The organism is Streptomyces sp. NPDC041129 (assembly GCF_055592265.1).
In genome coordinates, this window is record NZ_JBVIYV010000005.1 from 299,162 (window position 1) to 320,849 (window position 21,688).

Consider the following 21,688-nt stretch of genomic DNA (forward strand, 5'->3'; position numbering starts at 1 on the left):
GCCGAGGGTAGATGGCCCCGCCACGGCCGCGACATCGGCGTCCTGTTCGCCGGCCGGGTGCTTTTCACGACAGGTTGTCGACGTGCGCCGGGCGGGCGCCCGCGCGGCCGGGGGGCGCCCGGACACGCTGTTACCGAACCGTGGACGCACGGCGGCGCTGCTTCCGGTACGCCCGCACTATTCTCGGTCCGTTGCAGACCTATGGGGGGAAGGCGGCGCGGGGATGGAGAAGCTGGGACCGGGGGACCCACGGCAGATCGGGGCGTACCGGCTGCTGGCACGGCTGGGCGCGGGCGGCATGGGGCAGGTGTTCCTGGCCCGGTCGGACCGGGGCCGTACCGTCGCCGTGAAACTGATCCGCCGGGAACTGGCCGCCCAGGAGGAGTTCCGGGCCCGGTTCCGGCAGGAGGTGGGGTCCGCGCGGCGGGTCGGCGGGTACTGGACCGCGCCCGTGCTGGACGCGGACACCGAGGCGCCGGTGCCCTGGGTGGCCACCGGGTACGTCGCCGGGCCGAGCCTTCAGCAGGTCGTCGGGCACGATCACGGGGCGCTGCCCGAGCGGTCGGTGCGCATCCTCGCGGCCGGGCTCGCGCACGCGCTGAAGGACATCCACGCCGCCGGGATCGTCCACCGCGACCTCAAGCCGTCGAACGTGCTGGTGACGATCGACGGGCCGCGCGTGATCGACTTCGGCATCGCGCGGGCGCTCGAGACGCTGGCCGGGGACGGCCTGACCCGGACCGGTTCGCTGGTGGGGTCGCCCGGGTTCATGGCGCCGGAGCAGGTGCGCGGGGACCGGCTCACCCCCGCCTGCGACGTCTTCTGCCTCGGGTCCGTGCTGGCCTACGCGGCGACCGGTGTGCTGCCCTTCGGCGGCGCGAACAGCGGGGTGCACGCCCTGATGTTCCGTATCGCCCAGGAGGAGCCCGACCTGGAGGGGATGCCGGAGGGCATCGCCGACCTGGTCCGCGACTGCCTGTGCAAGGACCCCGCCGCCCGCCCCTCGCTGGACCGCATCCTGGAGCGGACGGGCGCGGAGGACACGGTCTCCGGCGGCCGCTCCCGCGACCCCTGGCTGCCCGGCGCCCTGGTGGCCCAGCTCGGCCGCCACGCGGTCCGCCTCCTGGAGGTGGAGGACCCACAGTCGGCCCCCGACCCGGAAGCCCCCGCCATGAGCGGCCCGGACGGGGCACAGGGCCCGGCGGCGGGTGCGGGTGCTCCGGCAGGCGGGGGTGCTCAAGCGGGCTCTGGCCTCCCGGCGGGTCAGGGTGGCCCCGGCGCGGGTGGCCCCGGCGGGGCGCGGGTTCCCGTGGCGGGCGCGGGAGCGTCCTCGGACGCCGGTGCCCCAGGGGATCCGGCCGCCGCAGCGGGTTCGCGTGCCGAGGCGGGCGGGGGTGCGCCGATGGGATCGGGTGCGCCGGGTCCGGGTGGCCCCGATGGGGCGCAGACCTCGATGGCGGGTGCGGGAGCGTCCTCGGGGCCGGATGGCCCGGTGGGTGCCTCCGCCTCGGCGGGCTCGGGAACACCAGCGGGCTCGGATGCCCCGGCGGGCGCTGTTCAAGCGGGCTCTGCTCTCCCGGCCGGCTGGGTTGCCCAAGCGGGTCAGGGTGGCCCGGGCGCGGGTGGCCCCGATGGGGCGCAGGGCCCTGCGGCGGGCGGGGGCGCCTGGGCGGGTCCGGGTGCCCCGGCGGGCGCAGATGCCCTCGCGGGCCCCGGTGCTCCCGTGGGCTCCGGTGCTCCCGGTGGGCCCGGAGGGGCCCACGGTGTGCAGGTGCCAGGGGCCGGGGGCTCCGTCGAGCACTCGCCCGTGGCTGACGACGCCCCGACTCCTCCGCCCCCGGGCGGGCCCGGTGGTGGGAGTGCGGCGGTCGGTCACCTGCCGACCCTGGTGGCCGGGCAGACCCCGCCGCCCGGGGCGCCGCCCCCCGCCTACGGCTCGCCCGCCCCGTACGGCTACGGCTACCCGCAGCAGGCCCAGCAGCATCCGCAGCCCCCGTCCGCCGGCTACGGCTACCCGCAGCAGCCGTACACCCCGTACGGCGGGCTCGGTTCCACCCCGCCCTACGGTCCGCCGCCGTTCACCGGGCGGCCGGAGCCGGAGCGCCCGGGCGGCCGGTCCACCGCGCTGCTCGTCGTGATCGCGCTGGTGGTGGCGCTGGGCGCGGGCGGCTCGGTGTACGCGCTGATGAAGCACGGCGGCGACGAAACGGCCGGCGGCACGGTCGGACCCGCGCCGACCGGCACCACGAGCGCCCCGCCCGTCACCTCTCCGGCACCCACGCCGACGCCCTCCGCCTCGGCCTCCTCCGCGGCGGCGGACGGCGACGTACCCGCTGCCTACCTCGGCACCTGGGAGACCACCATCGACAATGCCAACGGCACCAACACCCGCCGGCTGACCATCGCCCAGGGTGACGTCGGCGACAAGGTCCTCACCCTGGTCGCGGACGGCCCCGGCGAGGGCGGCGGCACGTACCACTGCGTCTTCGAGGCGACCCTCGCCGAACAGCCGGGCGACGGCGGCCCGTTGGAGATCGGCCCGTCCACGGTCAGCAGCGGCGAGCCGATGTCGTCCTGCTCCCCGGGCGAGGCCACCGAGGTCACCCTGCTCCCGGACGGACGGCTGAAGCGGGCGAAGGCGAGCGGCGGCGAGAGCCTGACGTACACCAAGCGGTGAGCTGAGATCCCGCTCGTCACAAGGCAGTTGAACGTTCGGCGAACTCCGGCCGACGCGTCCGGTTCCCGCCCCTCGCCGTGCGTACCGTGACCCCACCATCCGACTCCGGTGAGTGGCGGGGGCACCCGTATGGAGTGGCTGAGCCCGGCAGGTCTTCCAGCGCCGGGTGCTGGGCCGCGGCGAGTTCGCGAACTCCTCCGTCGACTGAGTCCACAAGGACGACGCGACGGCCCCGGTGACCCGCTGCGGGCTCGACTCCACCGACCAGGTGCTGGCCGAGGTGGCCGACCTGCCCGGCGCCGTCGGCTACAGCGAACTCAACCTGGCCACCCGGGCCGAGGGCCTGCACGTCCTGGCACTCGACTCCGGCGCCCCTTCCGTGGACGCGATCGAGCACGGCCGCAGCACCTACCCGTACCGCGAGATCGAGTACGCGTACACCTACGGGCAGCCCCCGGCGGACTCCCTGGCGTCGAGCTTCCTGACCTATCTGACCAGGGGCAACGGGCAGGACGTGATCCGTACCCACGGCCATGTGCCGTGCTGGACGCCGGAGGGCCTGCGGCTGTGCCGGTGAGGTGCGGCCTACCGGGGCTCCGGTGGCCGCTGGCGGGGCATGTTCGGGCGGGCGCCGTTCGCGGGCGGCAGGGGGTGCCGGCCCGCCGGGGCCGCCGACTCCGCACGCATGCCGGCCGCCACCGCCGTCTGGATCCCGAGCGGTGCCGACCCCGTGCGGAACGCCACCATCCAGTCGGCCGTCTCCGTGCGCACCAGGTCCTGCAGGTCCTCCGAGAAGCGCCGCAGCATCCCCAGGCACCGCTCCGCTGCCTCGCTCGCCGTGCCCTCCGCGGGGCCCAGCACCTCCCGGACGCTCTCCGAGGCCCAGTCGAACTGCAGCACCTGCAACCGCCGCTGCACGGCCTGCGCGGTTGCCACGTCCCTTATCCACCCGGAGGTGACCCCGAAGAACCGGTCGGCGCCGACGCAGGCCACCGCGAGCAGCAGCGCCAGATACCCCCAGGGCGCGACCCCGCCGACCACCCCGGTCATGTCCAGCAGGGGCAGCGCCGCCCCGAGGGCCGCCCCGGTCGCCGCCCCGGCCCGCAGCACCCGTGCGCCCCGCCGCTTCCAGACCCGGTCCTCGAGGTACCAGGCGGCCGTGTCCAGCGCCCCCCGCTCCACCCACCGGTACAGCTCGTCGAGGCGCTCGGCGGGCTCTCCCCAGTCCCCGAGCGGGAAGGTCCGCCCGGTCAGATCGTCCGGCCGCGGTCCGGCCGGACCTTCGCCCCGGCCGTCCTGAGGCGGACCCTCGGGCTGCATCTCCGGCTGACCCACCCGGCACTCCCTACTGAACACGACACCGAACACGGCACTGCGCACCCCCGTCACACCGCGTGACATCTGATGCCGACGTGCGGCCCCCTTCCTACCGCCCAATGGGTGGCACGGACGTAGCTTTGCCGGCTTTTCCGCCCGGAAGAGGGCCTTGATCAGGTATAGGGCGGCCGCCGTAATCACTCGAAAGAGTGGCGCGGCGATGGCCGGGCAGACCACGTAGGCTCGTGCACAGCGAACGACGACGCAGTGGACGAGGAACCAGGAGCTGATCGTGATTCCCGGTGGTGGCCAGCCCAACATGCAGCAGCTGCTCCAGCAGGCCCAGAAGATGCAGCAGGACCTCCAGCGGGCGCAGGAGGAACTGGCGAACACGGAGGTCGACGGACAGGCGGGCGGCGGCCTGGTGCGGGCCACCGTCACCGGTTCCGGCGAGCTGCGGGCGCTGAAGATCGACCCGAAGGCGGTGGACCCCGAGGACACCGAGACCCTCGCGGACCTGATCGTGGCGGCCGTGCAGGCGGCCAACGAGAACGCGCAGAACCTGCAGCAGCAGAAGCTGGGACCGCTGGCCCAGGGCCTCGGCGGCGGCAGCGGGATCCCGGGTCTGCCCTTCTGATCCGCCGGCCGTTCCGGTGCCCGCCACCTGAGCGAAACCCCCACCGCCTTCCTAGGACAGGCGGCAGCCAACTACCGTACGTACCGAAAGGTCTCCAGGAAGGGCAGTCCGTTGTACGAAGGCGTGGTCCAGGACCTCATCGACGAGCTGGGGCGGCTGCCCGGCGTCGGTCCCAAGAGCGCGCAGCGGATCGCCTTCCACATCCTGCAGGCGGAGCCGGCCGACGTGAAGCGGCTCGCGCAGGCGCTCCTGGAGGTCAAGGCGAAGGTCCGCTTCTGCGCGACCTGCGGCAACGTGGCGCAGGAGGAGCTGTGCAACATCTGCCGCGACCCGCGCCGCGACCCGTCCGTCATCTGCGTGGTGGAGGAGCCGAAGGACGTCGTCGCGATCGAGCGCACCCGCGAGTTCCGCGGCCGGTACCACGTCCTGGGCGGCGCGATCAGCCCGATCGAGGGCGTGGGCCCCGACGACCTGCGCATCAGGGAACTCCTGGCCCGGCTGGCGGACGGCACGGTCACCGAGCTGATCCTCGCCACCGACCCCAATCTCGAAGGCGAGGCGACGGCCACGTACCTCGCCCGCATGATCAAACCCATGGGCCTGAAGGTCACCCGCCTGGCCAGCGGCCTCCCGGTGGGCGGCGACCTGGAATACGCGGACGAGGTCACTCTCGGCCGCGCCTTCGAGGGGAGACGACTCCTAGATGTCTGACGCCACGCTGCACGACTCGACGCGGAACCCGGACGACTTCTCGGTCCAGATCGCGGACCAGGTCGAGAGCTTCCTGGTCGCCGTCACGGAGGTGGCGAGGGGGGACGAGCCCGGCTCGACGGTCCCCTTCCTCCTCCTGGAGATCTCCCAGCTCCTGCTGGCCGGCGGCCGTCTCGGCGCCCACGAGGACATCGTCCCCGACGAGCGCTACGAGCCGGACCTCGGCCCCGAGGGGGACGTGGACGAACTCCGCGAGAACCTGGCCCGTCTGCTGGACCCCGTCGACGTCTACTCCGAGGTCTTCGACCCCTACGAGCCCCGCAAGGCCTCCGTGCCGGCCCGGATCTCCGACGACATCGCCGACATCATGGCGGACCTCCGGCACGGCATGGCCCACTACCGGTCGGGCCGCATCACGGAGGCCCTGTGGTGGTGGCAGTTCTCCTACTTCTCCAACTGGGGCCCCACCGCCTCCGCCGTGCTGCGCGCCCTGCAGTCCGTCCTCATCCACGTCCGTCTCAACCAGCCCCTCGAGGAGCTCGACGGGCTCGACACCGACCAGGGCATGGGCGACGAGACCCTCGAGTTCGAGGCGGGCCGTGTCATGGCCGAGGAGATCGGCGGCCCTCTCGGCATGGGCCCGGGCAGGTAGCCGTCGCGCTGTGACGCGGGGCACTTTGCGCGTGCTCCGCCTCCGGCTGGGCAGGTGCCGGTTGCGGGCGTCCGGCGTCTCACCATGCGGGAGCAGGGGGGCGGAAAACGGACGCTCGGTAAACTGAGCCGACACAAACGAACCGAGCGAGGAGCGCACGTGGGCCTTGTCGTGCAGAAGTACGGAGGCTCCTCCGTAGCCGATGCCGAGGGCATCAAGCGCGTCGCCAAGCGGATCGTGGAAGCGAAGAAGAACGGCAACCAGGTGGTTGTCATCGTTTCCGCGATGGGCGACACGACGGACGAGCTGATCGATCTCGCCGAGCAGGTTTCACCCATGCCTGCCGGCCGGGAGTTCGACATGCTGCTGACCGCCGGTGAGCGCATCTCCATGGCGCTGCTGGCCATGGCGATCAAGAACCTGGGGCACGAGGCCCAGTCGTTCACCGGCAGCCAGGCAGGCGTCATCACCGACTCGGTCCACAACAAAGCCCGGATCATCGACGTCACGCCGGGGCGTATCCGCACCGCGCTGGACGAGGGCAACATCGCCATCGTCGCCGGGTTCCAGGGCGTCAGCCAGGACAAGAAGGACATCACCACGCTCGGCCGCGGTGGGTCCGACACCACGGCGGTGGCCCTGGCGGCCGCCCTCGACGCCGAGGTGTGCGAGATCTACACCGACGTCGACGGCGTGTTCACCGCCGACCCGCGCGTGGTGAAGAAGGCGAAGAAGATCGACTGGATCTCCTTCGAGGACATGCTGGAACTCGCGGCGTCCGGTTCCAAGGTGCTGCTCCACCGCTGTGTGGAGTACGCCCGCCGCTACAACATCCCGATCCATGTCCGCTCCTCGTTCAGCGGGCTGCAGGGCACGTGGGTCAGCAGCGAGCCAGTCGTGCAGAAGACACAGCAGCAAGGGGAGAAGAAGGTGGAGCAGGCCATCATCTCGGGCGTCGCGCACGACACCTCCGAGGCCAAGATCACGGTCGTCGGCGTCCCGGACAAGCCGGGCGAGGCCGCCGCGATCTTCCGGACCATCGCGGACGCCGAGATCAACATCGACATGGTCGTGCAGAACGTGTCCGCCGCCTCCACCGGGCTGACGGACATCTCCTTCACCCTGCCGAAGACCGAGGGCCGCAAGGCCATCGACGCCCTGGAGCGCAACAAGGGCGGCATCGGCTTCGACTCCCTGCGCTACGACGACCAGATCGGCAAGATCTCCCTGGTCGGCGCCGGCATGAAGACCAACCCGGGCGTCACGGCCTCGTTCTTCGAGGCGCTGAGCGACGCGGGCGTGAACATCGAGCTGATCTCGACCTCCGAGATCCGTATCTCGGTCGTCACCCGCAAGGACGACGTGCCGGAGGCCGTCCGCGCCGTCCACACCGCCTTCGGACTCGACTCCGACACCGACGAGGCCGTCGTCTACGGGGGCACCGGCCGATGACCGGCAAGCCGACGCTCGCGGTCGTGGGAGCGACCGGAGCCGTCGGTGCGGTCATGCTCCAGATCCTGTCCCAGCGCGCGGACGTCTGGGGCGAGATCCGTCTGATCGCCTCCCCGCGCTCGGCCGGCCGCAAGCTGGCCGTGCGCGGGGAGGAGGTCGAGGTGACGGCCCTGACGGAGGACGCCTTCGCCGGGGTCGACGTGGCGATGTTCGACGTGCCGGACGAGGTCGCCGCCGAGTGGGCGCCGATCGCCGCCGCGCGCGGTGCGGTCGTCGTCGACAACTCCGGCGCCTTCCGGATGGACCCCGACGTCCCGCTCGTCGTGCCCGAGGTCAACGCGCACGCGGTGCGCAACCGGCCGCGCGGGATCGTCGCCAACCCCAACTGCACCACCCTGTCGATGATCGTCGCCCTGGGCGCGCTGAACGCCGAGTTCGGGCTGCGCGAGCTGGTGGTGTCGTCGTACCAGGCGGTGAGCGGCGCCGGGCGGGCCGGGGTGGACACTTTGCGGGCCCAGCTGTCCCTGGTCGCCGGGACCGAACTGGGCACCAAGCCCGGTGACGTACGGCGGGCCGTCGGGGAGGACACCGGGCCCTTCCCGGAGCCGGTCGCGCTCAACGTGGTCCCCTGGGCCGGGTCGCTCCGGGAGGGCGGTTGGTCCTCGGAGGAGATGAAGGTGCGGGACGAGTCCCGCAAGATCCTCGGGCTGCCCGCGCTGCCGGTCGCCGTCACCTGCGTACGGGTACCGGTGATCACCACGCACTCCCTCACGGTCCACGCGCGGTTCCAGGGCGAGGTGACCGTCGACGGCGCCCGCGAGATCCTCGCCACCGCACCCGGTGTGGTGCTGTGCGACGACCCGGCCGCCGGCGAGTTCCCCACGCCCGCCGACGTGGTGGGCACCGATCCCACCTGGGTGGGGCGGGTCCGGCGCGCGCTGGACGACCCGACCGCGCTGGAGCTCTTCGTGTGCGGGGACAACCTGCGCAAGGGCGCCGCGCTGAACACCGCGCAGATCGCCGAACTGATCGCGGCGGAGATCGCGGAAGAGACTGTCGCCCGCGGCTAGAACGTTTGTAGTATCCATGTAAGGAATGTGGCCGGGAGCATGGTCCAAACCACTTGATCCACGCTCTCCGGCGACAGAGGATTTTCCTCCCCGTCCTCCGCAACCGTGCGGAGGGCGGGGAGCGTCTTTGCAGTGACCCTTGCGAGGCGTGGGCGTGAGGATCCGGCGTGGGGACGCCGTGGTCCGGGCGGGGGGACGCCCGTTCAATTGGGACATAAAGGAAGAGCGGGGCGCATGACGGCTGTTGAGGATCCGTCGGTTGTCGCACATGTGACGTCCGGCACGTACAACCCTCTTGGGGGGAAGCGTGTCCAACTGGCGTGGCAGAGGTACTCGAACTCAGTGCGGCCCGCGGCACCGCGGCCCTCCGGCCGGTCCGTGCGGCGCTCCGGCCGCGCATGGCCGGCGGCATGCCGGTGATTGCGCCCATGCCCGCGGCGCGGCCCACCCGCATCCCCAGTCAGCGTGACGGCTCCGAGGAGAACGCGGCCGCCGCGCCGGCCGCGGACACCGCGGCCGCCGGCACCACCGTCGACCACCTCACCGAGACCTACCGGGCGCACTACCGCTCGCTGCTCGGTCTCGCCGCGCTGCTCCTCGACGACACCGCCTCCTGCGAGGACGTCGTCCAGGAGGCGTTCATCCGAGTCCACTCGGCCCGCAAACGCGTCCGCGATCCCGAGAAGACCCTCGCCTACCTGCGGCAGACGGTCGTCAACCTGTCCCGTTCCGCCCTGCGCCGCCGCATCCTCGGCCTGAAGCTGCTCTCCAAGCCGATGCCGGACATGGCGAGCGCGGAGGAGGGCGCCTACGACCAGCTCGAGCGCCGCGACCTCATCAAGGCGATGAAGGGCCTGCAGCGCCGCCAGCGCGAGGTCCTGGTGCTGCGCTACTTCGCGGACATGACCGAGGCCCAGGTCGCCGAGACGCTCGGGATATCGCTGGGCTCGGTGAAGGCGTACGGCTCCCGGGGCATCGCCGCGCTGCGGGTGTCCATGGAGGCGTCGGCATGAGTGAGCACACCGAACGCGGCGTCGAGGGCGTCCCGCCCGAGGACCCCTCGCCCGAGAACCTCTCGCACGAGCGCCACGAGCCCTACGCCTGGCACGAGCCGACGGAGGGTCACGAGCAAGAGCACCCGCAACCGCACGCTGGGAACGGAACTGTGAACCACGGCCCCGACCACAAGGGCTCCGACAAGCCCGGCACGGGCCTCGACGCGCTCGACGGGCTCGGCTCGGACGAGCAGGCCCTGCGCAGTCTGCTGCACTCGGCGGTCGACGACATCGAACCGCGCACCGGCACCCTCGCCCACCTGCGCCGGGCGGTACCGGCCCGCCGGGCCCGCAAGCGCCACGCCGCCGTCGGCATGGCCGCCGCTGCCCTGTTCATCGGCACCGCCGTCCCCGCCCTCGTCCACGTCTCGAACTCCGGCGGCACCGACCCCAACACCGCCATGGCGGGCCAGTCCTCCGAGGCACAGGGCGGCGCGAGCCAGGGAAAGGACCCGCAGGCCGGCACCGGCGGCACCGGCGGCTCCCGCGGCAGCACCCCCGGGCAGGACAAGGACAACGGCAAGACCGGTGATCGGGGTACGACCGGCAGCGGTAACGGCTCCGCCGGCGCCGCCGACCCGTCCGCCTCCACGGCCTCGGGCGCCGGGCTGTGTACGGCGGCCCAGCTGAGCTCCGTCACCGGGGGCGTCGACGCCCCGGACTCGACGGGCGTCGTCTACGGCACCTTCCGCGTCACCAACACCTCGGGCACCGCCTGCACCGTGACCGGCGGGGTCGTGGTCAGCGCCACCGCGCAGGGCGCGGCGGACCAGGCCAAGATCGGTGTCGTCCGGCACGTGGCCGGGGACGCGGCGGCCGCGCTGCCCGACCCCTCGCTCGAGGTCGCCAAGCTGGTCCTGCAGCCGGGCGCGGCCTACGAGGAACGGTTCGCCTTCGTGCCCTCCGAGACCTGCCCCGCGGGTGGCGGCTCCACCTCCACGGGCGGCTCAGACGGCGGGGGAGAGCCCTCGCCCGACCCGTCGCCCTCGCAGGACGCGAGCGCCGGCGGTGGCACGGACACCGGCGGCACCTCGGGCACCACGACCCAGCTCGTCACCGAGGAGGGCACCGCCGACGGCAGCGTCCTCGTCGGCTACACCGGCGAGACGGGCTCCCCGTCGACGTCCGCGACGGTGTCCAACGCCTGCGCGGGCACGGTGTACTACACCGGGGTGCTGGCGGCGTCGTAGCCCTCGGACGGCGGACGGACCCAGGACGACGGGCGGCGACCGGCAGGGGAGCCGCCCGCGACCGCGGCGGTCTCAGACGGCCGTGGGAGCGGAGGATGTCCCCTGCTCCTCGCCCTCCCGCTCCTGATCCGGCACCAGACCGAGCGCCGCGTCCCGCTGGAACTCCACCTCTCGGCGCAGCAGCCGGAACCACATGAAGACCACGAAGCCCGCGAAGACGAACCACTCCCCGGTGTAGCCGAGGTTCTGGAAGGCCTTCAGGTCGAGACCGGTGCCGTCGGGCGCGGTCGCGGGCACGGCCTTCATCCCCGCGTCGGCCCGGTCGAGGGTGACCCAGGCGTCGTACAGCCGGTCCGGCACCAGGTTCACCAGCGTGGCCGAGCTGATCGCCGCCGTCTGCCCGGCGGGCAGCCCGCCCTGGGCGCCGACGCCGTTCTCCCCCGGCGTCTCGGAGGCCTGCAGCGCACCCGTCACGGTGACCTCGCCGCCCGGTGCGGCGGGCGCCTTGGCCGCGTCCGCCGTGCCCGGCAGCCAGCCGCGCACCACGGGCAGGGACCGGCCGGAGTCGGTGCGCAGCAGCGTCAGCACGTAGAAGCCGCTCCTGCCGTCCAGCTCCCGGCCGGGCACCAGGAGTTGCCTGCCGTACCGGCCGCTCGCGGTGACCCGCCGTCCCGAGGTGCTCTTGTCGACGGGCAGCATCGAGTCCAGGGGCCTGGCCGTCCCCTGCCGGTCCGACGCGGTCTGTCCGGTCGCGGCGCGGTGGTCCTGCACCCGCCCCTCGAACCGGCTCAGCTGCCAGGACCCCATGAAGACGCAGAACGGGATGGCGAGCAGCACGAAGACGTTGATGCCCCACCAGCGGGGAGTCAGCAGAAACCGGTACACCCCCACAACGGTACGGCGCCGGTGCGACCGGCCCGCCCCGGGGTCGGCCGCCGGCGCGCGCGGACCCGTGCACGCACTTGTGTACGTATGTGTGTGCGGACCGCGTGGGCATGATCGGGAAGTTGTCCACAGGCTGGGGGCACAGTCAGCGGATTGTCGGTCGGGCCAGGCACTATGGGCGCATGACTGGGGCGATGAGTGAGAGCAGGACGCCGGACACACCGGACATGCCGGACTGGGAGAAGCGCTTCCGGGCGCCACGGGTCTCGCTGCCCGACTGGGCCGAGGACGCGCCGGACCGCTCCCTGTTCGTCTCGAACGCGACGGGCACGTACGAGCTGTACGCCTGGGACCGGGCGACGGGCGGGCAGCGGCAGGCCACGGACCGGCCGAACGGCACGACGGACGGCGTGCTCGCCCCGGACGGCGAGTGGATCTGGTGGTTCGACGACAAGGACGGCGACGAGTTCGGCGTCTGGCGCCGCCAGCCGTTCACGGGCGGCGCGGACGAGACGGCCGTCCCCGGCCTCGAACCCTCCTACCCGGCCGGTCTGGCCCTGGCCCGGGACGGCCGTACGGCGGTGGTCGGCCGCTCCACGGACGACGAGGGCACGACCATCCACCTCGCCCGTGAGGGTGAGGCCACGGTGGAGATCTACCGCCACCGCGAGTCGGCCGGCGTCGGCGACCTCTCCCACGACGGCACCCTGATCGCCGTCGAGCACACCGAGCACGGCGACGCGATGCACGCGGCCCTGCGCGTGCTGCGCCAGGACGGCACGACGGTCGCCGAACTGGACGACACCAAGGGCGGCACCGAGGAGCTCGGCCTCGAGGTGCTGGGCTTCGCCCCCGTGGACGGCGACACCCGGCTGCTCATCGGCCACCAGCGCCGGGGCCGCTGGGAGCCCCTGGTGTGGGACGTGGCGGCGGGAACGGAGACGGACCTCTCCCTCGACCTGCCCGGCGACGTGAGCGCCGAGTGGTACCCGGACGGCACCGCCCTGCTCGTCGTCCACAGCTACGAGGCCCGCAGCGAGCTGTTCCGCTACGACCTGGCCGCCGCCGAGCTGACCCGCATCCCCACCCCGCCCGGCACGGTCTCCGGGGCCACGGCCCGGCCCGACGGCAGTGTGGAGTTCCTCTGGTCGTCGGCCGCCGAGCCGCCCGCGGTGCGTTCCACCTCCGGCCGCGTCGTCCTGGACCCGCCCGGCATGAAGTGCCCGCCGTCGGTGCCGGTGGAGGACGTCTGGGTGGAGGGCCCCGGCGGCCGCATCCACGCCCTGGTCCAGAAGCCGGCGGGCGCGAGCGGCCCGCTCCCCACGGTCTTCGACCTGCACGGCGGCCCGACCTGGCACGACAGCGACGCCTTCGCCGCCGGCCCGGCCGCCTGGGTGGACCAGGGGTACGCGGTGATCCGCGTCAACTACCGGGGCTCCACCGGCTACGGCCGCGCCTGGACCGACGCCCTGAAGCACCGGGTCGGCCTGATCGAGCTGGAGGACGTGGCCGCCGTGCGCGACTGGGCGGTCTCCTCCGGCCTCGCCGACCCGGCTCGCCTCGTCCTCACCGGCGGCTCCTGGGGCGGCTACCTCACCCTCCTCGGCCTCGGCACCCAGCCGGAGGCGTGGGCGGTGGGCATCGCGGTGGTGCCGGTCGCGGACTACGTCACGGCGTACCACGACGAGATGGAAGCCCTGAAGGCCATGGACCGCACCCTGCTGGGCGGCACCCCGGAGGAGGTCCCCGACCGCTTCGAGGCGTCCTCCCCGCTGACCTACGTCGACCAGGTCAAGGCCCCGGTCTACATCTCGGCGGGCGTCAACGACCCCCGCTGCCCCATCCGCCAGATCGACAACTACGTCCAGCGCCTCCAGGCCCGCGACGCGCCGCACGAGGTCTACCGCTACGACGCGGGCCACGGCTCCCTGGTGGTCGACGAACGAATCAAGCAGGTAACCCTGGAACTGGCCTACGCCAACCACCACCTGAACCACGCCTAGCCCCAGGCACCTCGGCCAGGCCCGGGCCCTCCCCAGGCCCGGGCTCCTCGCTCCGGCGGCCGGCAACCGGCCCTTCACGGCCGGTTCCGGGCCCTTCTCGACTGACCGAGACGGGTGGGTGTGGTGGGCGAGTACGGGGGTCCAGGGGGCGGAGCCCCCTGGACGCTCACCCCAACTCCGCGAGCCCCCGACGAGTAGCGGCGACGACAACCCGGTCATCGGCCCGCAGCACATACTCCGGGCCCACATCGACCCGCCCCTCCACCGCCAGCACCCGCCAGGCCCCACCCCGGAACGCCGCCCCCACCGCCCGCCCCTCCAGCTCCGCATGCCCGCCCACCGACACCGCCGCGAACAGCAGCACCCTCCGCTCCACCGGCAGAGCCCCCAGCACCTGCCGCCCCAGCATCGCCCCGGCGAACGCCGGCGCCGAGAGGTGCGACACACTCCGGCTCCGCGTCGGCGCACCGGGATGCGCGGCCCGCAGCGTCCGGTACACCGCCGTCGCGAAGTCGTCGTCGTACAGCCGCAGCACCACCCGCAGATCCGGCCGCACCGACCGGGCGTACAGCGCGGCCTCCAGATTGGTCGTGTCCGCGCTGGTCACGGCGAGCAGCGCGTACGCGCGGTGGATCTTCGCCGCCTCCAGCACCCCTTCCTGCGTCACATCGCCCAGCACCACCGGCACCCGCAGCCGCCGGGCCGTCGCCAGCCCCCGCGCCTCCGGGTCGGCCTCGACGCACACCACCGGGATGTTCAGCTCCCGCAGCCGGGTCAGCACCCGCGTGCCGATCTTCCCCAGCCCCAGCAGCACCACATGCCCCCCGAGCCCGCGCGGCGGTTTCCGCAGCGCTGAGGCGGTCCGGAAGGTGCCCAGCGCTTCGAGCACGGCCGCAAGCAGCACCGGCAGGAGCAGCAACCCGACGAGCCCCGACAGAAGTTGCAGGACCTGCCGCCCGAGCGGCTGCCCGATCGCCGGATCGTCGATGGCGAACAGATCCAGCAGCGTCAGATAGAAGGCCGGCAGGGCACCGATGTCGGTGACCACCCACAGCGCGACGGCGAGCGCGACCACGCACGCCACCAGACCTGCCAGCGACCACCGCAGCCGCCGCGAGAAGAGGGAGGCGAGCGGCGGTACGACCCCGGCCCCCACCCCGCCACCCCGCCCCGCGGCGTCCGGCGCGGCCCCGCCGACGGCCGACACCTGCTCCAGCACCAGGGCGGACCGCCCACGGGCGAGCCGCACCTCGTCGTCGTCGGGCAGCAACCGGGGCTCCTGCTCGCCGCCCTGCCCATTCCCGTCGGCCCGGCCAGTTCCTCCCGGCCCGCCGCCGTTCGCCGAGAGCAGCGCCAGTGTGCACAGCCCCCGGTCCGGGAGCTGTCCGTCCCGGGCCGGGGGCCGTTCGACGGACCGCAGCAGCAGCGTGCCGGCCTGTACGACCTTGGTGGTGCCGGCGACGGCGGCCGCGGCCAGCGCGGGCGCGGCGGTGTCGGCGTCGGACAGCACGGTGGTGGAGGCGTCCAGCCCGCCGTCGGCTCCTTCGCCGGAGGCCAACGTGGCCGCCTGGTCGAGGAGTTCCTCGATGTGCTGGCCCAGTCTCCGGTTGTACAGCCGCAGGACGAGCCGGAGGCGGGGGTTGAGCCGGCGGGCGGTCAGCGCGGCCCGGATGTTGGTCTCGTCGTCGTCGTACACGAGCGCCAGCGCGGCGGCCCGGTCCACGCCGGCCTCCGCGAGCACGGCCTCGGTGAGGTCGACGGCCTCCAGCACCCGTACGCCGTCGGCGCCCTGTCCATGCGCACCGGCCCCGGCGGACCCGCCGCCGCTGCCTGCCCGTCCGACGGTGGCGTTGACCATCCGGTCGAGCAGCGCGGCCGAGGCGGCACGTGCCCGCCCGACCACCGGGGGCCGGGCCAGGCGCTCGTTCGGCGGCACGACGAGGGTGACCTGCTCGCCGTGGAAGGTGCGCAACTCGGCGGTCAGCCGGTGCGCGAGACCGTCGTCACCGCACACCACCATCGTCGCCGTCCCGGCGCCGGGCCCACCTTGGTTCGGAACACTCGCCACGAGGGAGAAGACTGCCGCACGCCGATAGGTGGTTCCAGCAACCGGATGAACTCAGGTCAGCCGAGGCACACCACGAGCAGGCAGAGCTGGGAGGGCGAGGTGGCCGCCGGCGAGGGGCTCGTCGGGGACGTCCCCGAGCTGGTGCCCCCGCCGTTCGCGGGCGCCGAGGTGGCCGGCGCCTGCGCCGCCGAACCGGTGCTCCCGGAAGCGGACCCGGAACCAGAACCGGTCCCGGACCCCGACCCCGACCCGGACCCGGAAGCGGACCCGGACACCGAGCCGACGGTGTGCGTCACGGCCCGGGTGACCGCGGGAAGCGGCGAGGCGGCGGCGTCCGGCCGGCTGGGCGCGGTGGTCCGCGTCCCGGCGGCCATGGTGCGCCGGTCCTGCCCGTCGGACGCGGAGTGACGGGTGTCGGCGTGTGCGGGGGCCGCCGGGGTGTGCGCGGGGCGCGAAGCCCGATGACGGCCGGTGGGCGGTGCCACGTCGGGCCGGGCCCCGGCGGAGGTCTGCCGCTCCGCGACGCCCATGCTGTGGTTGTCGGACGCCGAGGCCGCCTGGGCCCGATCGCCGGAGTGCCGGTCCATGGAGGCCAGCGTGAGACCGCCGCCGACGATCGCGAAGGCGGTCGCCACCGCCGCCCGGCGCTTGTTCTTCTTCCAGCGCACGAGCTGCCGGCGCCGGGCCGCCCGGCCCTGCGACGCGGCGGGACGAACCGCCACCTCGCCGGAGGGCTGGAAGCGGGGCGCCGCGCCCGCACCTGCCGGCTCGGGCTCTTCGGCGGCGTCGACGGAGTCGTCGTACCAGCCACCGGTGCCGAACGCGTCGAACGGACCCGTCTCCGCCGCCGTCGGCATGGCCGTCGTGGCACGGGGCGCGCTCACCGCCACCGGCGGAGCGATGTCGGGGGCGTAGGCGCCGCACCCGGGACACACCAGGGCACCGTTCAGATGCCGACGGCACGAGGAGCAGTAGTCCATTTACGGTCTTCCTGAGTCGGCGGCGCCTGCGGCCACGGCCGGGGCCTGTTCACGTTCGTACGGGAGATCGAGCGGTAACGGTAACGAGGCGTTCCGCAGACTGTGTGCGGTCTGTGTGGCGCTCCTGCACACATTTCCTGCGGATCCATGACCGACTCGGGATCATCGGTTTCCGCGCCGCGGCCGCCTAAAGTGACCCAGGTCACAACTGTTGCTGTCACATCTCCGCGGCCCACTCCGTCAATGAGGTGTAGCCAACAGCAACCGCACAGGAGGACGTCATGGACGCTCGCTTGAACCTCTTCGCAAACCCGGTCGCCGGCAAGTTCTTCCGTTACATCAACTCGGCCGGGAAGGTCCTGTCGGACTCGACGCTGCCGCTCGCGACGCAGGAACTGGTGAAGCTGCGCGCCAGCCAGATCAACGGCTGCGGCTTCTGCACCGACATGCACAGCAAGGACGCCGCGCACGCGGGGGAGACCGCGATCCGGCTGAACCTGGTCGCCGCCTGGAGGGAGGCGAAGGTCTTCACCGACGCCGAGCGCGCCGCCCTGGAACTGGTCGAGCAGGGCACACGCATCGCCGACGCGGCCGGCGGCGTCACCGACGAGGCCTGGGCCGACGCCGCCAAGCACTACGACGAGGACCAGCTCGGCGCCCTGGTCTGCCTGATCGCCCTGATCAACACCTACAACCGCATGAACGTCATCGTCCAGCAGCCGGCCGGCGACTACGAGCCGGGCATGTTCGGCTGACGGGAACATCGGTGCGCCCGCGCGCGCACCCGGCCGACGGGCTCTGCAGGCCCTGCTCAGGAGGGCCCCGGTTCTTTCCGGAGAACGGCGGGCCCGCCGGGCCCTCGCGGGCAAGGACCCGGCGCCCAGGGGGAGCGGCAGGTCAGGCTTCCAGGTCGCTCAGATCCCGCCGAAGCACGACACGGACCGCTCGGGTCGCGTCCCCGTGCGCCTGCCCGGCGTGATAGTCCGCCGATGTGATGGTGCTGCCCGAGGCGAGTACCTCACGGACGTCTCGCAGTGCGTGGTAGGACGCGTCGGTGGTTCACCGCCGGGCGCGTGCGGGCCCGGCGGTGACCGCCCGTCGGCCGGCCGATCCCGCGTTGTGGCGTGGGCGTGCCCTGCGCGGTGTGCGGTGCGGAACGGTTGGGGGATCTTGGGTACCCTTGCACAGGGGGCCTGACCTGCGGTGCACGTGTCGCGATCGCGACCGAGTGAACACCGCCGCTGCGTATCCCCCATGCCGGCCGCTCCACCCGAGCTGCGGCAGAGGAACCAGTCAGAGTAGGGCCCCACTCATGCAGCATGGCAACTCCGCAGGCCGGACCGGGAGCGAACGGCTGCCAGAAGAAGAGGTGGGGCTCGCGGTGCTTCTGCGGGCCTGGCGGGCGCGAGCGGGCCGCAATCTGGGCCTCGGCAAGCCGCTCTCGCAGGTGGAGGTCGCCGCTGAGGTCGGTATGAGTGAACGCTGGTACCGCGACCTCGAACGCGGGGCCACGCCCCGGCTGGACGCCCGGACCCTGACGGCGCTGGCGGACGCGCTGCGGCTGTGCCCGGACGAACGGGCCACTCTCTTCCTCTACGCCGCCAGCGGCGACCCCTTCCCCGCCGTGTCGCCCGTCGACGGCGTCGACCTGACGCCGCTGCGGCGCCTTCTCGATCTGCAGCCCACGCAGCCCGCCTACCTCACCGACAACACGTGGAACATCCTCGCCCACAACGCCGCCATGGCCGAGTGGTTCCCCTGGGTGCGGATCCCCGGCGCGAACCTGATCCGCTGGGGGCTGACCGACCCCGAGGCCCGGGAGCAGCTGACCGACTGGCCACGGCACGCACGGGCGTACCTCGCGATGCTGCGCTACGCCATGGCGCAGTACCCGGGGAACCCTGAACTCGCCGAGACCCTGCGGACGGCACTCGCCGACCCCGAGTGCAGGCGGATCTGGGACGACGGCCCGGTCATCATCGCTCACCGGGACGGACACACGTTCCGTCTGAACATCCCCCGCTTCGCTCCACACACCGTCGACGTCGTCACCCAGGTGCTGAATCCCGTCGGCTACCCCGGGCTTCGGCTCACCTTCATCAGCCTGTGCACGGAGTCCGACGCGGACGCCCGCACCGGCCGTCAGGACGGCTGAGCCCTCACTTCCGTCACTTCCCTCACTCTCGCCGATGGCGGCGGCCAGTTCAACAGCCGCCGACCGGCAAAGGTTTTCCGGTCCGGCAACCGGAAATTTTCTGCCGGTCCGATTTCCGGCGCCCGCGGCCGACCGGCAGAACATTGCCGGTCGAATCCGTTGACATTCGCTACGGCGAGTTGCGAATCTCTGTGTCCACCGGGCCTTTAGGGAAGCCGTCCGCTCACGAAGTGCGCGGAGGTGGGTCATGGGGACATGTATCTGCCCCGATCCGGTTCGATTCCATGTCCGGAACTCGACTGATGCAAATTTTCGGGAGCGATCTTGCATGCCTTCATGAACATCAAGAAGACGATAGGGATAAGTAACGACTTCTGGAACGTCACCGCCGACTCCGGAATGGCTGGAATCGTCGCCGCGAATCTCGGCGCCGGCCGCTATGCCACCCGGGCGGACGGCCACGAGTTCCTGAACATGTCGTCGTACTCGTACCTCGGTCTTGACTCCCACCCGGCGCTGATCCGCGCGGCGGCCGACGCCGTCACCGAGAACGCCTCACTGAACACCTCCGTCTCCCGGATGCGTGTGCACTTCGGGATTCTCGAGGACGCCGAGGACGCGCTCTCGGACCTGTTCCGGGTGGAGGCGGTCACCCTCGCCTCCTGTGCCGCGGCCGCCTGGTCCGCGTTGCCCCTGCTGGCGTCCGGCGCCTTCACCGACGGCAGACCGCCACTCATGGTGTTCGACAAGCACGCGCACTTCTGTCTGAACGCGATGAAGCCGAGCGTCGCCGACGAGGCCGAGGTCAGGACCATCGCGCACAACGACCTCGACGCCTTGGAAGAGCTCTGCCGCACCCATCCGAACGTCGCCTATGTGGCCGACGGCGTCTACAGCACGGGCGGACAGGCACCGGTGCGTGAACTCCTGCGTCTGCAGGAGAAGTACGGGCTGTTCCTGTTCTTCGACGAGGCGCACGGCGTGTCCACCTGCGGTGACCAGGGGCGCGGACTCGTCCTGGACACCATGGGTGAGATCAACGACCGCACGCTGATCATCACCTCCCTCAACAAGGGCTTCGGAGCCTCCGGCGGTGCGATCTTCCTCGGGCCCCGCGGCTCCCGGAACCGCCGTGATCTCGCCCTGCGCTACGGCGGCCCGCTGACCTGGTCGCAGCGGATCAACACCGCCGGACTCGGGGCGATCACCGCCTCCGCCGCCCTGCACCGCTCAGCCGAACTCAAGGAACTCCAGCGCCGGTTGCAGGAGAACATCGACTGCTTCGACGCCCTGGTGCCCACCGCCAACAGCGGTGACGGACTGCCCATCCGGTTCATCGACATCGGCTCGGAGGAGAAGACCGTGTCCATCGGCCGGACCCTCCTTTCCGAGGGCTATTACACCTCCGCCCTCTTCTTCCCCGTCATCGCCCGTGGAAAAGCCGGGCTGCGCATCATGCTCCGCGCCGACATGACGAAGGCGGACATCGAGCACTTCGGCCGTCTGGTCAATGACCTGCGGAGCCAGAATGACTGATCAAAGGATTTCGTCACCCGGAGAGAAGGCGCCGCCCGAAGAGAAGAAGTCGCCCGATGGGAATCGGACGGCCGACGGGAACCAAGTGGCCGAAAAGGCCAAGGGCGCGCTTGCCCGGGTGAACCGGCGCATCATGGCGCTCTCGTGCCTCCTGGTGTTCATGGCCCAGATGGCGACGACCATCTACCTGCCGTCGCTCCCGATCGTGGCGCACGACTTCGGAATGTCCCGCAGTTACGCCGCGCTGTCCATTTCGGTGTTCGTGATCGGCGCCGCGGCTCCGGTCGTCCTGTGGGGCGTGGCGGCGGACCGGTACGGCCGCCGCGGCCCGCTGCTGACCTCGCTGGCGCTGTTCGTGCTCACCAGCGCCCTGATCGCCCTGATCCGGTCCCCCGAGGGCCTCCTGGTGCTGCGCGCGCTCCAGGGCATCGGTGCCGGAGGCAGCGCGATCATCGCCCGCATCCTGGTGCGTGACCGCTGGAGCGGCGACGAACTGGCCCGGCGCCTCTCGGTGCTGTCGATCGCGTTCATCACGGCGATGGGCGGTGGCCAGTTCCTCGGCGGCCTGATCGGCAGGTACTCCCACTGGGAGACCGGCTTCGTTGTCCTCGGCGCGGTCGGCACGGTCGCGGCAGCGCTCACCTTCACCGTGCCGTTCGAGACGAGCCGTGCCGTGCAGCGGCCGTCTGAAGTGCTACGGGTCTGCCTCACCATCAGCAGGCAGCCCGGATTCCTGCTGCCGGCACTGGCCGGCGGCGCGGGGTTCGCCACGATCGTGATGCTGCAGGAGGTCAGTCCGTTCGTGTTCCAGCAGCACTTCGGGCTCGCCACCGACGAGTACGGAAGCCTCGGACTGCTGCTCGGCGCGGCCTACTTCGCCGGCGCGATGACCGTCAACCGCTTCGTGGCGAGGGCGGGTTCGGGGCGCCTGATGACCGCGGGGTCGATCGTGATGACCGCGGCCGGCGTACTGATGATCCTGCTGTGGTCGGTGCCCGGCCTGCCGCACGGCGGCGCCCTGGTGGCCTTCGTCGCGCTGTACTGCGTGACCACGTTCGGGCAGTCCGTGCTGTTCCCCAACAGCATGGCCGCCGCCGTCAGCAGCCGGCCCGACAACGGCGCCTACGCCGTCTCCCTGTGTGGCTTCCTCCAGCAGTCGATGGCGGGCATCGCCGCGGCCAGCGCCGCGCTGCTCCACGCGGACCTCGCCTGGGCCACGGTCGCCGCCGCGCTGGGGGCCGCCGCCTGGCTCATGACCCGGATCGCCGCATCATCGGCAGTCACCAAGGAAGGCAACTGA

At 72.4% G+C, this 21,688-nt stretch carries 17 protein-coding genes and 1 pseudogene; 14 read left to right on the forward strand and 4 right to left on the reverse strand.

Annotated features, from left to right (window positions below):
• The first annotated feature begins 223 nt into the window (after positions 1-223).
• Together ACZ6B1_RS19310 and ACZ6B1_RS19315 are read left to right on the forward strand one after the other, a co-directional pair.
• Positions 224-2,677 (forward strand): serine/threonine-protein kinase, encoded by a 2,454-nt coding sequence (locus ACZ6B1_RS19310; protein ID WP_468779864.1) that lies wholly within the window; start codon positions 224-226, stop codon positions 2,675-2,677.
• A gap of 145 nt (positions 2,678-2,822) precedes the next feature.
• Positions 2,823-3,254, forward strand: a pseudogene (locus ACZ6B1_RS19315) (type 2 periplasmic-binding domain-containing protein); the annotation flags it as partial.
• Between the two features lie 8 nt (positions 3,255-3,262).
• Here the strand turns inward: ACZ6B1_RS19315 and ACZ6B1_RS19320 are convergent.
• A complete protein-coding gene (locus ACZ6B1_RS19320; RefSeq protein WP_468779866.1) occupies positions 3,263-4,012 on the reverse strand; it encodes an SLATT domain-containing protein in 750 nt (249 codons plus the stop codon).
• A 274-nt stretch (positions 4,013-4,286) separates the two neighbouring features.
• On the opposite strand from ACZ6B1_RS19320, the gene ACZ6B1_RS19325 reads away from it, so the two are divergent.
• From ACZ6B1_RS19325 to ACZ6B1_RS19355, 7 genes are all read left to right on the forward strand, one after another.
• Complete coding sequence (locus ACZ6B1_RS19325) at positions 4,287-4,631, forward strand: YbaB/EbfC family nucleoid-associated protein (RefSeq protein ID WP_468779867.1); 345 nt, start codon at positions 4,287-4,289, stop codon at positions 4,629-4,631.
• A 111-nt stretch (positions 4,632-4,742) separates the two neighbouring features.
• Positions 4,743-5,342 carry a recombination mediator RecR gene (gene recR, locus ACZ6B1_RS19330; RefSeq protein WP_199211360.1) on the forward strand — a complete coding sequence of 200 codons (600 nt, stop codon included), beginning with the start codon at positions 4,743-4,745 and terminating at the stop codon, positions 5,340-5,342.
• Positions 5,335-5,994 (forward strand): DUF5063 domain-containing protein, encoded by a 660-nt coding sequence (locus tag ACZ6B1_RS19335; protein WP_468779869.1) that lies wholly within the window; start codon positions 5,335-5,337, stop codon positions 5,992-5,994. The genes recR and ACZ6B1_RS19335 overlap by 8 nt, the downstream gene beginning before the upstream one ends.
• Positions 5,995-6,153: 159 nt before the next feature.
• Positions 6,154-7,446, forward strand: coding sequence for an aspartate kinase (locus ACZ6B1_RS19340; RefSeq protein ID WP_468779871.1), 1,293 nt, complete (start codon positions 6,154-6,156; stop codon positions 7,444-7,446).
• Entirely contained in the window at positions 7,443-8,516 is a 1,074-nt protein-coding gene (locus ACZ6B1_RS19345; protein WP_468779872.1) for an aspartate-semialdehyde dehydrogenase, read from the forward strand. The genes ACZ6B1_RS19340 and ACZ6B1_RS19345 overlap by 4 nt, the downstream gene beginning before the upstream one ends.
• Before the next feature lie 320 nt (positions 8,517-8,836).
• On the forward strand, positions 8,837-9,529 hold the full coding sequence (locus tag ACZ6B1_RS19350; RefSeq protein WP_468779874.1) for a SigE family RNA polymerase sigma factor: 693 nt from the start codon (positions 8,837-8,839) through the stop codon (positions 9,527-9,529).
• Complete coding sequence (locus ACZ6B1_RS19355) at positions 9,526-10,761, forward strand: DUF4232 domain-containing protein (RefSeq protein ID WP_468779876.1); 1,236 nt, start codon at positions 9,526-9,528, stop codon at positions 10,759-10,761. Before ACZ6B1_RS19350 ends, ACZ6B1_RS19355 begins: the two co-directional genes overlap by 4 nt.
• A gap of 72 nt (positions 10,762-10,833) precedes the next feature.
• Here the strand turns inward: ACZ6B1_RS19355 and ACZ6B1_RS19360 are convergent, their stop codons facing one another.
• Positions 10,834-11,646 carry an SURF1 family protein gene (locus tag ACZ6B1_RS19360; protein ID WP_468779878.1) on the reverse strand — a complete coding sequence of 271 codons (813 nt, stop codon included), beginning with the start codon at positions 11,644-11,646 and terminating at the stop codon, positions 10,834-10,836.
• A 194-nt stretch (positions 11,647-11,840) separates the two neighbouring features.
• Here ACZ6B1_RS19360 and ACZ6B1_RS19365 point away from each other — a divergent pair, with 194 nt between their 5' ends.
• On the forward strand, positions 11,841-13,649 hold the full coding sequence (locus tag ACZ6B1_RS19365; protein ID WP_468779880.1) for a S9 family peptidase: 1,809 nt from the start codon (positions 11,841-11,843) through the stop codon (positions 13,647-13,649).
• A 166-nt stretch (positions 13,650-13,815) separates the two neighbouring features.
• Here the strand turns inward: ACZ6B1_RS19365 and ACZ6B1_RS19370 are convergent, their stop codons facing one another.
• Positions 13,816-15,669 (reverse strand): NAD-binding protein, encoded by a 1,854-nt coding sequence (locus tag ACZ6B1_RS19370; RefSeq protein WP_468780135.1) that lies wholly within the window; start codon positions 15,667-15,669, stop codon positions 13,816-13,818.
• Between the two features lie 104 nt (positions 15,670-15,773).
• Positions 15,774-16,697, reverse strand: a complete 924-nt coding sequence (locus ACZ6B1_RS19375) for an SCO2400 family protein (protein ID WP_468779882.1) — start codon at positions 16,695-16,697, stop codon at positions 15,774-15,776.
• Positions 16,698-16,978: 281 nt separating this feature from the next.
• Here ACZ6B1_RS19375 and ACZ6B1_RS19380 point away from each other — a divergent pair, with 281 nt between their 5' ends.
• The 4 genes from ACZ6B1_RS19380 to ACZ6B1_RS19395 all read left to right on the forward strand — a co-directional run bounded on the left by ACZ6B1_RS19380 (position 16,979) and on the right by ACZ6B1_RS19395 (position 21,688).
• Entirely contained in the window at positions 16,979-17,452 is a 474-nt protein-coding gene (locus tag ACZ6B1_RS19380) for a carboxymuconolactone decarboxylase family protein (protein WP_468779884.1), read from the forward strand.
• A 557-nt stretch (positions 17,453-18,009) separates the two neighbouring features.
• Entirely contained in the window at positions 18,010-18,852 is an 843-nt protein-coding gene (locus tag ACZ6B1_RS19385) for a helix-turn-helix transcriptional regulator (RefSeq protein ID WP_468779886.1), read from the forward strand.
• Between the two features lie 336 nt (positions 18,853-19,188).
• Positions 19,189-20,388: an 8-amino-7-oxononanoate synthase family protein gene (locus ACZ6B1_RS19390; RefSeq protein ID WP_468779888.1), complete on the forward strand. Its 1,200-nt coding sequence runs from the start codon at positions 19,189-19,191 to the stop codon at positions 20,386-20,388.
• An 85-nt stretch (positions 20,389-20,473) separates the two neighbouring features.
• A complete protein-coding gene (locus tag ACZ6B1_RS19395) occupies positions 20,474-21,688 on the forward strand; it encodes an MFS transporter (protein WP_468779890.1) in 1,215 nt (404 codons plus the stop codon).

Excerpts from the sequence above, each read along its gene's own strand:
- ACZ6B1_RS19310 (WP_468779864.1), top strand. The coding sequence starts at position 224 with ATGGAGAAGCTGGGACCGGGGGACCCACGGCAGATCGGGGCGTACCGG.
- ACZ6B1_RS19335 (WP_468779869.1), top strand. The coding sequence starts at position 5,335 with ATGTCTGACGCCACGCTGCACGACTCGACGCGGAACCCGGACGACTTC.
- ACZ6B1_RS19345 (WP_468779872.1), top strand. The coding sequence starts at position 7,443 with ATGACCGGCAAGCCGACGCTCGCGGTCGTGGGAGCGACCGGAGCCGTC.
- ACZ6B1_RS19355 (WP_468779876.1), top strand. The coding sequence starts at position 9,526 with ATGAGTGAGCACACCGAACGCGGCGTCGAGGGCGTCCCGCCCGAGGAC.
- ACZ6B1_RS19365 (WP_468779880.1), top strand. The coding sequence starts at position 11,841 with ATGAGTGAGAGCAGGACGCCGGACACACCGGACATGCCGGACTGGGAG.
- ACZ6B1_RS19370 (WP_468780135.1), bottom strand. The coding sequence starts at position 15,669 with ATGGTGGTGTGCGGTGACGACGGTCTCGCGCACCGGCTGACCGCCGAG.
- ACZ6B1_RS19375 (WP_468779882.1), bottom strand. The coding sequence starts at position 16,697 with ATGGACTACTGCTCCTCGTGCCGTCGGCATCTGAACGGTGCCCTGGTG.
- ACZ6B1_RS19380 (WP_468779884.1), top strand. The coding sequence starts at position 16,979 with ATGGACGCTCGCTTGAACCTCTTCGCAAACCCGGTCGCCGGCAAGTTC.
- ACZ6B1_RS19385 (WP_468779886.1), top strand. The coding sequence starts at position 18,010 with ATGCAGCATGGCAACTCCGCAGGCCGGACCGGGAGCGAACGGCTGCCA.
- ACZ6B1_RS19390 (WP_468779888.1), top strand. The coding sequence starts at position 19,189 with ATGAACATCAAGAAGACGATAGGGATAAGTAACGACTTCTGGAACGTC.